We start from the raw sequence: 13013 nt of genomic DNA on the forward strand, positions 1-13013 counted from the left end.
CGCGAGTTTCGTATTAAGATGCCTAAATTATGGTTAATGAATATGCTATAATCCTTATCCTTTCAAGGTTTGTAAGAGGTGTGACAAGTTTTACAATTTAATAGTTATAGTCAAAAAAGACAATTTACTAAAAATTTATGCAGTTTTAAGTACATTTTATAACAAAAACAATATTACTAATATCCTCGTAACCCAGTTACTATCAGCTATTCAGTTCCTCTATTAATACGAAACTCGCGTATAACAACAAATCTGGTCCTAAAAGTCGACTGAACAGAAGTGAGGTAATAACAATTATAATAGGCTACTGGCAGTCATCTTATGATTGTTTTAAGAATTATTATCTGAAGCAAATATGAATTCATCATCAAAGAGATTTTCAATTAGTAAGCTATAGTCAATTTATAAAAATAATAGGTCCACATTTACCACTATTAGTACTAATATTCAATTCTATTTTGGATCAGTGTGACGGACTCTCTTTTGTAGATTCAAGTAGTATAGAGGTATGTAAGAGATACCGTATTTCAATGAATAAAGTGTTCGCCGGCATAGCAGCAAGCAGTAAGACAACAAAAGGTTGGTTCTATGGACTTAAACTACATCTAATAATTAATAGAGCCGGTGGTATAGTTAAAGCATCTTTTAGCCCTGGCAATAAGGATGATAGAAAACAGCTGGAACTGATAATCAAAAATCTTTTTGGTAAAGTATTCGGAGATCGTGGTTATATTTCGCAACAATTATTTCTACAACTTTTAGAGCAAGGAATTTTTATGGTAACTAGGGTAAAGAAAAATATGAAAAATAAACTTATGTCTATGTTGGATAAAATATTATTGCTTAAAAAAGCATTAATAGAATCTGTGTTTAGTAAAATTAAACTATTGGGGAAGTTTGAGCATTCAAGGCATAGATCAGTTACAAATGCCTTTGTGCATATGGTTGCAGCACTGATAAATTATCAAATGTCTGATAATAAACCTTCTATTACATCTCTCTTGATATGCTAAATCCTATGCTATATTAATTCGAAACTCGCGTTAAATTACCGTTGTCTTTTAGCTTATCTTGTAAACCTTAAGTCGTTCTTTATTGAGAATACGTTTCTTTTTTTGCTTATTTTTTATCCATGGATCAGGAAATAAAATATAAATTCCATCAAGGCTATTACTTGGTATCTCATTTAATATTAAATCCCTTACTACATGACAATTTTTAGAGATGTAAGGACTAAAGGATTGAATTTTGCTGATAATTCATGATGATAACGGGGAAAGAACTTGGTTTACATATGAAAGATCATTCCGCCCCTCTAGTCGAATTATTACAAAAACATATTTCGCTTAATTTATCAAGAGCAAAATGTTTAGGATTATTTATCATTTCAATGCTTAACAGCAGGACAGTAAACATGTCATTGTTATGCAATAGAATGCCGTCTGGGATTAAAGCAGCTTCATGGTATAGAAGGATGCAAAGATTTATCTCTGAAATCTCAATATCATGGAGAGTATTACCTGTTATGTTAGTCATGATGACTGGGTTTGAGCAGGAGCAAAAATGGTTATTGTGTTTAGATAGAACGAAATTGGAAATTTGCTTACTACATGACAATTTTTCATTTTATCATCTTTGGATATTGGAATATCAAGGACAACAGCTGTATCCAACGTACTAATTGAGTAGAAATATTATACAAGATATTAACCAATGTATCTAATCCAACACGAAATATACTATTTTGCCTATAACCATGTTTTTTAATAACTATTGGTTTATCTAAAACTATAATCTCTCCAGTTTGATAAGCTAGGCAAAATGCAATAGACAATATTTGCATCAATGTATCTAATCGTAAATCATTAGTAATATGAGTTGCTTCACAGTTGAATCCTGCTGATTTAAAAGCTTTGAACATTGTTTCAATTTGCCATCTTTGAGCATATAATCTCAGCAGGATTTTTGATCTCATCACTATGTATTAAGACTGCAAGTTCACTCTTCTTATTTCTGATCCCTACTACATTAAATATTTCACCTTTTGTACCAATTCTACGTTGTGACAAACTCACATGCGATCCTATGGCTAGAGGGCGAAATAACTCTTGTATTTTAACCATTTTTCCCCTTGCATTACTGATATATTGTCTATTTTCTCTAACTCGAAAAACGTATCTTATTTGATTTGTTCTAAGCCAAGAGAGCCATTCCTTACCTATAAATTCTCTATCAGCGGTTAATGCTTCAATGCGGTTTTTGTCAAAAACTTCTAAAAAACACTCCATCAGATCAATACGCTCAATATAATCAGAGTTACCACACTTTTTATCACTTAGAAAATTCCAAAAAGGGGGATCGCTATACCATGAAAACTGACAGCTAAATATAAAATATTTATATGTCGTTTACCAAATTTCCAATTCGTTCTATCTAAACACAATACCCATTTTTGCTCCTGCTCAAACCCAGTCATCATGACTAACATAACAGGTAATACTCTCCATGATATTGAGATTTCAGAGATAAATCTTTGCATCCTTCTATACCATGAAGCTGCTTTAATCCCAGACGGCATTCTATTGCATAACAATGACATGTTTACTGTCCTGCTGTTAAGCATTGAAATGATAAATAATCCTAAACATTTTGCTCTTGATAAATTAAGCGAAATATGTTTTTGTAATAATTCGACTAGAGGGGCGGAATGATCTTTCATATGTAAACCAAGTTCTTTCCCCGTTATCATCATGAATTATCAGCAAAATTCAATCCTTTAGTCCTTACATCTCTAAAAATTGTCATGTAGTAAGATTAAATCCAAATTATTAGGGAATAATAAAAAATTCGTGATATTATGTTCGCCCGCAAGTTTTAAAACATTTACAACTCCGTTTAAATATACCTCTACCCCAATAAAAAGTGCATTAGGATTCATTTTAGCTTGATTAATGAAATGTTCACCCATACCAAAGCCTATCTCAAGAAATACTTTACGTTTTTCATTTACAAGCTTTTCTTTAGAAAATAAATATTTTGGTAGTTCGTTATCTAATAAATTCTGTTGCACTCCTGACAAGCTTTTACCGATGCGTCTTGCGTATGACCTATTCAAATTGATAGGAGAAAATAATATTACCCTACTGTAACCTTGTAGGTCCCTGTAAACATTTTCAATATTATAACTCTGATCTAAGAAAATTTGAGTTACCGCTTCTTCCTGTTTAAACCCTATTTCTAATATAATCTTACCGTTTGGTTTTAAGAATTGTTTGGCATTTCCGGCGATTGTTTTATAACACTGTAAGCCGTCTTCTTCAGCAAATAAAGCAATAGACGGTTCATAATTGATTGTTTCAATTGCCATCTCTGATTTTTCGCTGTGAGATATATAGGGTGGGTTGCTAACTATAAGATCAAATTTTTGCTTTCCTAGATTTTCAAACCAATCACTATGAATAACTTGCAAACGATCCATTACCTCATATTTTGCCGCATTACTTTTGATAATTTCTATAGCATCAAGACTTATATCGGTCGCAATTACATTAGCATTCGGTAACTCACATAATAGGCTTATAGCAATACAGCCGCTACCTGTCCCGAGTTCTAGGATTTTTGTGTATTCGTCATTGCGAGAAGACGCCATAGGCGTCGACGAAGCAATCTCAGGCAAAATCCCTGAGATTGCCACGCTCCTTTCAGTCGCTCGCAATGACGGTTTGAGTAACCCTAGAACTATTCTCACCAAAACTTCAGTATCGCTTCTTGGAATTAATACATGTTTATTAACAATAAATTCACGTGAGTAAAATTCTTTAACACCTGTAATATACGCTATCGGTTCATGCTTTAATCTTCTCTTTAACAGTTTTTCAAAAGCTTCTATCTCAGCTTCATTTAACTGCTCATCAAGATTAATAAGCAAATACTCAATAGGTTTATTTATAACATGCCGTAGTAAAATTCGTGCTTCTAATTGCGGCGAACTAATACCGATTTTATTTAATTTATCTGTAGCATTACTAAGAATTTGCTTTATAGAACATTGCATAGAAACTTTTATTTTCTGCCAAAATTTTTCATTTCTAAAATCTCATCTACACTACCTAACGGTACTCGTTTTTTAAGTTCGGTAAATTCACTAAATATGTTAGAAGATTTATTATCAGTTATAATCTCCCCATATCCCTTGGCAGCTCACAAGAAAATTCCATAATCTCATTACTAGTCGGATGAGTAAAACTTAAATACCAAGAATGTAGGGCTTGACGCTTAAAATCAATTAATTTTGCTTTTAGTTCAGGGGGAGAATGAGCAATTTTTCGGTCGTTATTGCCATAAGTTTGATCGCCGACTACCGAATGTTTTAAATGGCTTAGCTGTACTCTAATTTGATGAGTTCTACCCGTACTAAGCTTGCACTCTACCATACTAATAGTACCGCTGTAAAACAATTCTAGAGTCTTGTAATGCGTAACGGCTTCTTTACCGCCATATTTTAATATGGTCATTTTTTGACGATCGCTTCGGCTACGACCGATATTATTCTTAATGACTCCTTCTAGCGGATTAATTACTCCCCACACTAACGCTTTATATTTCCGTATTACCTGTCTTTGCTCTATCTGATTTGCAAGCAACATATGTGCTTTATTATTTTTAGCAACTACCATCAAACCGGTAGTGTTCTTATCTAAACGATGTACTATCCCGGGTCTTTCTGATGAACCGATATCCGATAAATTCTTCGTATGATAAAGTAATGCATTAACAAGCGTATCATCATGATGCCCTGCTCCAGGATGTACCGTCATACCTGCAGCTTTGTTAATTACTATCAAATCATCATCTTCGTAAATTATATCAAGTGCTATATTTGCTGCTGCAATTTTTAGCTCTTCAGGTTCTTTAAAAGAAAATAATATAACATCATTCTCCTTGACCAAAACATCAGGATCAGAAATAATTACATCATTAACTTGTACGCAAGAACTTTTAATAGATTTTTGAATTTGGTTTCTAGAAACATTTTCAAGAAGTTGTGATAAAGCTTTATCAAGTCTTATATTATTTAGTTCGTTCGGTACATTATATGTTAACATATGTTATTTTAAGATAATGAATAATACGCTTAAATGGTTAAGTGCAATCGGTGTTGAATATTATTGCCATGAACATCCACCGAAATTAAAAGTGAGTAATAATACCAAGCTAACTGAAAAGCCACAAGTAAAACTTATGCCTACAAAAGAAACTGCATTCTATATGAATAGAAATCTTTCCAAATTTAAAGGAGACACGGAACACAGAACCGCAGCGTACACAAGCGTACGTGAGGATTCGAGTACCGGATCGACGTATAAATTACCTCTAGAAGTAGAGTTTGGGAAGATTTCTAATGATAAAGTTCATGATAATATAACCCTAGCAAGATCTCTTGCCGATAAAGCTAATAATATCGAAGAACTAAAAGAATCTCTACTAAATTTTAATGGTTGTGAACTTAAGAAATTTGCTACTAATACGGTTTTCGGTGACGGTAATTTGGAAGCTAAAATTATGTTAATAGGCGAAGCCCCGGGAAGTATCGAAGATTTAAAAGGCATACCTTTTTGCGGTGAAAGTGGCAATTTACTTGATAATATGCTGCACGCTATCGGAATTTCACGAAAAAATAACGCTTATATTACGAATACGGTATTTTGGCGTCCTCCTGCTAATAGACAACCGACACTCGAAGAAGTCGATATTTGTAGACCTTTCGTTGAGAAGCATATCGCTCTTATTAACCCGAAGCTAATTATTCTAGTCGGTAGCACGGCTGCAACTAGCTTACTTGGAAAAAATTCAGGTATTACTAAAATTAGACAAGAATATTATTTTTATACCAATAAATATCTATCCGCTCCTATTCAAACTACGGCAATCTTCCACCCTGCTTATCTATTACGCCAACCTATGCAAAAACGAACCTCTTGGTATGATTTACTCAAGATTAAGGAGTATTTAGTAAATAATAGACTTCTTGCATAACTTGTACATTAATCTCGTACTCACAGTTTCACTTACTTTTTAAAATAATTTTCTACTGGACAATTAGTCGTATATATGCGACAATGTAATCGTCTCTAGTTAAGCTTAATATGCAAAAAACTAAACAAATACAATTTTTTATAACAGAAAATGGTAAATCTTATATTAAAGATTGGTTAGAAAAATTAGATATCGAGACGCATAGTAGAATTCTTAATAACGCGAGTTTCGTATTAATAGAGGAACTGAATAGCTGATAGTAACTGGGTTACGAGGATATTAGTAATATTGTTTTTGTTATAAAATGTACTTAAAACTGCATAAATTTTTAGTAAATTGTCTTTTTTGACTATAACTATTAAATTGTAAAACTTGTCACACCTCTTACAAACCTTGAAAGGATAAGCATTATAGCATATTCATTAACCATAATTTAGGCATCTTAATACGAAACTCGCGTTTAATAGATTAGTTCGCTTAGAATATGGAATTTATGGTAATTACAAACAGATAAAAGGAAGGCTATATGAGCTTAGGTTTTTCTTTGGCAAAGGTTATAGAATATATTTTACTGAAAAAGATAATAAAATTATTCTGCTATTAAATGCAGGTAATAAAGATACTCAAGGCAAAGATATTAAAAAAGCCTTAGAAATAATAGAAGAAGTTTATAAACGAAATTGAGGGTGTTATATGGAAAAGTTTACAGATTATTTAAAAGAAAAATTACAAAATGAGGAAATATTAGTAGGATATATTAATGAAGCGTTAGAGCAATATTTTGTGGATCATAATAAGGAGCTATTTTTGGCTACTTTAAAAGAAACCATTATAGCAAAAGGAGGTATAGCAAAAATCTCTAAAGAAGCTCATATAAATAGACAACATATATATAGAATGTTATCTAGCAAAGGTAATCCAAGTTTCGACAATATAGGATCTTTATTAAACGCTTTAGGCTTGCAGTTGAAAGTAGAAGCATGTGCGTTTTAAATTTTCATTAACCTTGCAAGTTGAGCAAGATATCAAAGAAAATTTTTAAATCCTAATAAATCATAATTCATTTCTAATTTCATTAAATTAGGGTTATACTTACTGATGTATAAAAATAAGGTATATCCATATGACCAATGAAAATAATAATGATTCAGAATTTGCCGAATTAAAAATCAGAGGAAAAATATTTAAATTACCGATACTTAAAGCAAGTATCGGTGAGGATGTAATCGATATAAGTAGGGTATCTGCAGAAGCCGATTGCTTTACTTACGACCCGGGCTTTATGTCTACTGCTTCTTGTCAGTCTACTATCACCTATATAGACGGTGATAAAGGAATCTTGCGGCATCGAGGATATGATATTAAAGATTTAGCTGAGAAAAGTGATTTTTTAGAAGTAGCATATTTACTGATTTATGGGGAACTACCAAGTAGCGAGCAGTATAATAATTTCACTAAACAGGTTGCTCATCATTCATTAGTGAATGAAAGATTACATTATTTATTTCAAACCTTTTGTAGCTCTTCTCATCCTATGGCTATTATGCTTGCGGCTGTCAGTTCTCTTTCGGCATTTTATCCTGATTTATTGAATTTTAAGGAAGCAGACTACGAACTTACCGCTATTAGAATGATTGCTAAGATACCTACTATCGCCGCAATGTCTTATAAATATTCTATAGGGCAACCGTTTATTTATCCTGATAATTCGTTAGATTTTACCGAAAATTTTCTGCATATGATGTTTACAACGCATTGTACGAAATATAAAGTAAATCCAATAATAAAAAATGCTCTTAATAAGATATTTATCCTACATGCAGACCATGAGCAGAATGCTTCTACCTCAACAGTTCGAATTGCCGGCTCATCCGGAGCTAACCCTTTTGCTTGTATTAGCACGGGTATTGCCTCACTTTGGGGACCTGCTCACGGCGGGGCTAATGAAGCGGTAATAAATATGCTTAAAGAAATCGGTAGTTCTGAGAATATCCCTAAATATATAGCTAAAGCTAAGGATAAAAATGATCCGTTTAGGTTAATGGGTTTCGGTCATCGTGTATATAAAAACTATGACCCGCGTGCCGCAGTACTTAAAGAAACGTGCAAAGAAGTATTAAAGGAACTCGGACAGTTAGAAAATAATCCACTTTTACAAATAGCAATAGAACTTGAAGCTATCGCTCTTAAAGATGAATATTTTATTGAGAGAAAATTATATCCAAATGTTGATTTTTATTCAGGTATTATCTATAAAGCTATGGGTATACCGTCGCAAATGTTCACGGTACTTTTTGCAATAGCACGAACCGTAGGCTGGATGGCACAATGGAAAGAAATGCACGAAGACCCTGAACAAAAAATCAGCAGACCAAGACAGCTTTACACCGGTTATGCACATAGAGAGTATAAGGATATTCGGGAGAGGTAAACATTGTCGTCATTGCGAGCGACTGCAAAGGAGCGTGGCAATCTCAAGAGATTTGATGAGATTGTCACGTCGCTTCGCTCCTCGCAATGACGTTGAAAATATAAACCATATGAATTTTATTGATGAAGTTAAAATATATATAAAAGGTGGTAACGGTGGCAATGGTTGTGTTAGTTTCCATCGTGAGAAATTTATTGACAGAGGCGGGACCGGACGGTGGTAACGGTGGACGTGGCGGTAGTGTTATTTTCAGGAGTAATCACCATCTTAATACGCTAGTAAATTATCGATATAAACAGCATTTTACTGCAGAAAACGGTAAAAACGGTAAAGGTTCAAATAGAATTGGTAAATCAGGAAAATCGTTAGTTCTTGATGTTCCCATCGGTACTCAAATCTTTTCCGAGGACGGCAATATATTATTGCATGACTTTACTGAAGATGACCAAAGCTTTGAAATAATTAAAGGAGGAAGTGGCGGTCTTGGTAATAGTCATTTCAAAACGTCGGTTAATCAAGCTCCAAGAAAGCGTACGGAAGGAGAAATTGCCGAAGAAATGTGGATTCATTTAAGCTTAAAACTTCTCTCTAATGTTGGGCTTGTGGGTCTTCCAAATGCCGGTAAATCTACTTTTTTATCGGTTGTAACGGCAGCCAAGCCTAAAATTGCCGATTATCCCTTTACTACTTTAGTGCCGAATCTTGGAGTGGTGTATGTTGATGACGAAGAGTTTGTTATAGCCGATATTCCTGGCTTGATCGAAGGAGCTCATCAAGGTCACGGACTTGGCGATAAATTCTTAAAGCATATAGAAAGATGTAATGTATTAATACATTTAATAGACGGCTCTAGTAATGATGTAGTTGCAGATTATAATACGGTACGTCTTGAGCTTGAATCATATTCCGATTATCTAAAAAATAAAATCGAAATCATATGTCTTAATAAATGTGATGTTCTTACCGATGAGGAAATACAAGAAAAAATAAATAAGTTACAGAAAGCTACTAATAAAGAAGTTTTTCCTATCTCTACCTACACTAATACCGGAGTAAATAAAATAATTAAACTGGCTTTAAAGACTATAAAAAATCAGGAGTAATACTGTTAGGTATTAGTTGCATGGATCGAAAAACCCGTTCAATGTCATACCGTGGCTTGACCACGGGATCCAGAAATACAATTTAAGACACTAATATTATTAATAGTAATCTTTAATGTCATCCCGCAACTTGATTGCGGGATCTCAGGATACAGCCTGTGACACAAGAGCCTGTGGTCAAGCCACGGGATGACACAAAAAAGCACTGTATTCCTGTTTTTGCAAGAATGAAAAAAATGGTAAACTTTAAATCAAAGTAATACGTTACTCTTCTGCCTCTAGATATTTCTCTAGCTCTTCCTTAGTATATTTCTTTTCTTTAAGCTTTATTTCGTTATTAAATATATATTGTACAACTTTATCTTCTAAGGCAGGACCTTTAAGTCCTTCAATTGCTCTAGGATTATTTTTATAAAAATCAAATATCATATTTTCCTGCCCAGGAAAATTACGTGCTTGTTGCATAATAACTTTTCTTAAATCATCAGGCTCTAATTGCAAATTTTTAGATTTTGCATATTCAGCAAGTAATAAGCCTATTCGCACACGGCGTAGGGCTAATTTATTATAATATTCTGTTATTTCTTTAGAGGATTTATCTTTTAATAATGATTCATCTTGGTCATTTTTATCGGTTTCGGACTTTAGAATATTTTTTTCTTGCTCTAATAAAGATTCCGGTACATCAAAATCTAACAATTTTTCTAACTTATCAAATAAGTTCATTTTCATTATAGTATTAATAGCTTCTTCCGACTCATTTTCTATTTGTTTAGTAAAATGTGTACGCAATTCTTCAAGGCTATTACTTTGGAATTTTTTAGCAAACTCCTCATCAATAACGGTAGGTTCTGCAGTATGTACTACTTTAATTTGTACTGCAAAACGAGCATCTTTACCTGCTAAATCTTTAGCATGGTAATTTTCAGGAAAAGTAACATTAACATCTACTTCACTACCTGTTTTAGAACCTATTAATTGTTTCTCAAAACCTGGAATAAGTGTATTACTACCTATTACTACCTTAAAATCATTTAATTTACCGCCTTCAAAAGCTTCATCCTTGATGTATCCGATTGCATCAATAGTAACCTGATCTCCATCTTTTATTTTTGCTTTACTTTCTTTGGTATAGCTTTTTGTTGATGCGGCAAGTTTTTCTAGTTGTTCTTCAACATCTTTAGAGTTTACTTCTAATTTTGGACGATCTAGTGAGATTTTCTTTAAATCCGGAATAGTAATTTTAGGTAATAGCTCTATTTTTACGGTAAATTCTAAAGCTTTATCGGGTTCGTTTTGTAATTCTTCAATTTTGGGTCTACCGATTATATTTAGATTATGCTCTTTAATAACGTGATTTACCGAATGGTTAATTCTTCTTTCTATTATATCATTCCTGACGGAAGTACCGTATTTTTTCTTAACAATTGAAACCGGTACTTTACCGGCTCTAAAACCCGCTATTTTAACTTTTTTGGTTAAATCAAGTAATTCTTTTTGAATATCGTCATCTATCTCACTTAAAGGAGTAGAGATTCTTGCATGAAAATCCAATCCTTCGTTTTTTAATACGGTAATTCCCATTTTAATAATCCATTAATTCTGTACATAGTTTGCTAATCAAAATAAACTAAAGAGCTGAAATATGCAATAGTTTTTGTAAAATCCCATTAGGATTAGGCATTGTTGACTGTGAGTTTCGCAGGACTCACCTTTGCCGGCATATAGCTTAAGCAGGTAAGGTAGTTACTTTTTGTAATACGTGATAAACAGCATCAAAAAAATATGTAAAGTTACTAATATCTTTTCTAATTTGATGTTTAATTTTAAACCAATAATGTTCTATAGGATTAAGGTCAGGACTGTAAGTAGGAAGGAATAAAATACTTGCCCCTACCGATTCAATTAATGTCCCCCTTCGGGGATAAGAAATCCCTCGCCTTCAGGCGAAGGGAAGATATAATGAAATTGCTTTAGCAATGAATTTATATCAAGAAACATGAGAAGTTATAGAAAGAATAGTCATAGTCAGTATGATTTAAAAGTACATCTTATATGGATACCAAAATATAGGAAGAGAGTATTGATAGGCAAAGTAGCGGAAAGGGCTAGAGATTTACTAAGGCAGATTTGTATGGAACATGAAGTATATATAATTTCAGGGAAAATATCATGTGATCACGTGCATATGTTTATCTCATATAAATCACAAATATCTCTTAGCAAGTTAGTACAGTATTTAAAAGGTAGTAGCTCAAGAATTTTATTGCAAGAATTTGCTCATTTAAGAAAACAATTTTGGGGCAATCATTTGTGGGCTAGGGGCTATATGGCGGTCAGTTCAGGTAATATAACTGATGAAATGATACAGCACTATATTGATGAACAGGAAGGTGAACCTGTGAATGATGATCGATTTCTAATCGATTCCACTTTATAACCCCTCAGCTTATAGCTGAGGGTTCTTTAGTTTAGTTTTGGCATAGTAGCAACTCCCTTACCAACTGCTTCTGATTTAGTATCTAAAATATCTCCAATACGGCGTAATGCTATTAAACTATGCTGAAACTCTTGCCACATTTGTGCTAATCTTAGAATTGGTTGAGTTATATGATTAGCCAGCATATTAAAAGCTACTAAGCCTCCAACTGTTAACTCGTGTTGTAGTACAATCTTAACGCAAAACCATAATAGCAAGGCTGAAGTTAATTTTTGTATTAAGCTAATCCCCTGATTAGCAATGATCGCTACCTTCTTAGCTGAAAATGTTGCCCGTAACTGGCAAGCTAAAATGTGTTGCCAACATTTTAAAAAAGCTGATTCTGTAGCAGTAGTTTTTAATACTTCAATACCAGTAATAATTTCAGTTAAATAAGCTGTAGCAAGACTACTTGCGTCATATTCTTTAGTCACTCGATGCCTTAATATTGGCCCAATACTTAGCCAAAACACAACATATAACGCTAAGGACCCAAGTACTATCCAAGTTACTATATTAACGCGAGTTTCGTATTAAGATGCCTAAATTATAGTTAATGAATATGCTATAATCCTTATCCTTTCAAGGTTTGTAAGAGGTGTGACAAGTTTTACAATTTAATAGTTATAGTCAAAAAAGTCAATTTACTAAAAATTTATGCAGTTTTAAGTACATTTTATAACAAAAACAGTATTATCAAGATCCCCGTAACCCAGTTACTATCAGCTATTCAGTTCCTCTATTAATACGAAACTCGCGTTAATTTAGTATTAAACGGTAGCACTCCATCCGAAAAATTGTTAGAGGATTTGCTAAATAAATAAGCTTAAGAGCCTGTTCACGATCTTAATTTTAAAGCTAATTCACGCGAGTTTCGTATTCAAAAAGTCGCTGAATAGCTGATAGTAACTGGGTTACGGGGATCTTGATAATACTGTTTTTGTTATAAAGTGAGTACAAAATC

General features: G+C 33.1%; 12 protein-coding genes and 8 pseudogenes. 10 read left to right on the top strand and 10 right to left on the bottom strand.

All coding sequences use genetic code 11. The features are described 5' to 3' along the window. Nucleotides 1–359: 359 nt before the first annotated feature. Complete coding sequence (locus REIS_RS11275; protein ID WP_083787731.1) at nt 360–1013, top strand: IS982 family transposase; 654 nt, start codon at nt 360–362, stop codon at nt 1011–1013. 16 nt (nt 1014–1029) lie between these two features. Here REIS_RS11275 and REIS_RS13050 read toward each other — a convergent pair. Continuing rightward, nucleotides 1030–1199, bottom strand: a pseudogene (locus REIS_RS13050) (protein-(glutamine-N5) methyltransferase, release factor-specific); the annotation flags it as partial. 62 nt (nt 1200–1261) lie between these two features. Between REIS_RS13050 and REIS_RS13055 the strand changes: the two are divergent. After that, nucleotides 1262–1685, top strand: a pseudogene (locus REIS_RS13055) (transposase). Here the strand turns inward: REIS_RS13055 and REIS_RS16505 are convergent. The 6 genes and pseudogenes from REIS_RS16505 to REIS_RS07175 form a co-directional block, all read right to left on the bottom strand. Next, nucleotides 1622–1921: a hypothetical protein gene (locus REIS_RS16505; RefSeq protein ID WP_008579488.1), complete on the bottom strand. Its 300-nt coding sequence runs from the start codon at nt 1919–1921 to the stop codon at nt 1622–1624. The pseudogene REIS_RS13055 and the gene REIS_RS16505 overlap by 64 nt on opposite strands. A 4-nt stretch (nt 1922–1925) precedes the next feature. Next, complete coding sequence (locus REIS_RS16510) at nt 1926–2288, bottom strand: transposase (protein ID WP_008579487.1); 363 nt, start codon at nt 2286–2288, stop codon at nt 1926–1928. A gap of 47 nt (nt 2289–2335) precedes the next feature. Continuing rightward, on the bottom strand, nt 2336–2752 hold the full coding sequence (locus tag REIS_RS07165) for a hypothetical protein (RefSeq protein WP_008579269.1): 417 nt from the start codon (nt 2750–2752) through the stop codon (nt 2336–2338). 39 nt (nt 2753–2791) lie between these two features. Further along, nucleotides 2792–4054 carry a bifunctional peptide chain release factor N(5)-glutamine methyltransferase PrmC/tRNA (guanosine(46)-N7)-methyltransferase TrmB gene (trmB, locus tag REIS_RS07170; RefSeq protein WP_008580653.1) on the bottom strand — a complete coding sequence of 421 codons (1263 nt, stop codon included), beginning with the start codon at nt 4052–4054 and terminating at the stop codon, nt 2792–2794. 8 nt (nt 4055–4062) lie between these two features. Continuing rightward, a pseudogene (locus REIS_RS17415) lies at nt 4063–4158 on the bottom strand (type II toxin-antitoxin system prevent-host-death family antitoxin); the annotation flags it as partial. Between the two features lie 14 nt (nt 4159–4172). Continuing rightward, entirely contained in the window at nt 4173–5105 is a 933-nt protein-coding gene (locus tag REIS_RS07175) for an RluA family pseudouridine synthase (protein WP_008580655.1), read from the bottom strand. A gap of 16 nt (nt 5106–5121) precedes the next feature. On the opposite strand from REIS_RS07175, the pseudogene REIS_RS17420 reads away from it, so the two are divergent. The 7 genes and pseudogenes from REIS_RS17420 to obgE all read left to right on the top strand — a co-directional run. Beyond that, nucleotides 5122–5271 (top strand): annotated as a pseudogene (locus REIS_RS17420) (uracil-DNA glycosylase); the annotation flags it as partial. 129 nt (nt 5272–5400) lie between these two features. Beyond that, nucleotides 5401–6036: pseudogene (locus tag REIS_RS07180) on the top strand (uracil-DNA glycosylase family protein); the annotation flags it as partial. Nucleotides 6037–6146: 110 nt separating this feature from the next. Next, nucleotides 6147–6293, top strand: a complete 147-nt coding sequence (locus REIS_RS14425) for a hypothetical protein (RefSeq protein WP_008580659.1) — start codon at nt 6147–6149, stop codon at nt 6291–6293. 217 nt (nt 6294–6510) lie between these two features. Then, nucleotides 6511–6720: pseudogene (locus REIS_RS13065) on the top strand (type II toxin-antitoxin system RelE/ParE family toxin); the annotation flags it as partial. Nucleotides 6721–6729: 9 nt separating this feature from the next. Then, nucleotides 6730–7029 carry a DNA-binding protein gene (locus tag REIS_RS15120; RefSeq protein WP_008580661.1) on the top strand — a complete coding sequence of 100 codons (300 nt, stop codon included), beginning with the start codon at nt 6730–6732 and terminating at the stop codon, nt 7027–7029. A 130-nt stretch (nt 7030–7159) separates the two neighbouring features. Next, nucleotides 7160–8467, top strand: coding sequence for a citrate synthase (locus tag REIS_RS07190; protein WP_008580662.1), 1308 nt, complete (start codon nt 7160–7162; stop codon nt 8465–8467). A gap of 109 nt (nt 8468–8576) precedes the next feature. Further along, nucleotides 8577–9570, top strand: a pseudogene (obgE, locus tag REIS_RS07195) (GTPase ObgE). Between the two features lie 264 nt (nt 9571–9834). On the opposite strand, the gene tig reads toward obgE, so the two are convergent. Beyond that, nucleotides 9835–11154, bottom strand: coding sequence for a trigger factor (tig, locus tag REIS_RS07200; RefSeq protein WP_008580664.1), 1320 nt, complete (start codon nt 11152–11154; stop codon nt 9835–9837). Between the two features lie 145 nt (nt 11155–11299). Next, a pseudogene (locus REIS_RS13070) lies at nt 11300–11479 on the bottom strand (transposase); the annotation flags it as partial. A 90-nt stretch (nt 11480–11569) separates the two neighbouring features. Between REIS_RS13070 and tnpA the strand changes: the two are divergent. Next, complete coding sequence (gene tnpA, locus REIS_RS07205; RefSeq protein ID WP_008579210.1) at nt 11570–12010, top strand: IS200/IS605 family transposase; 441 nt, start codon at nt 11570–11572, stop codon at nt 12008–12010. Between the two features lie 26 nt (nt 12011–12036). Here tnpA and REIS_RS07210 read toward each other — a convergent pair whose 3' ends face one another. Continuing rightward, nucleotides 12037–12564, bottom strand: a complete 528-nt coding sequence (locus REIS_RS07210) for an ABC transporter transmembrane domain-containing protein (RefSeq protein WP_081819111.1) — start codon at nt 12562–12564, stop codon at nt 12037–12039. Nucleotides 12565–13013: the final 449 nt, after the last annotated feature.

It is taken from the genome of Rickettsia endosymbiont of Ixodes scapularis (genome assembly GCF_000160735.1).
Lineage (GTDB): Bacteria > Pseudomonadota > Alphaproteobacteria > Rickettsiales > Rickettsiaceae > Rickettsia > Rickettsia tamurae.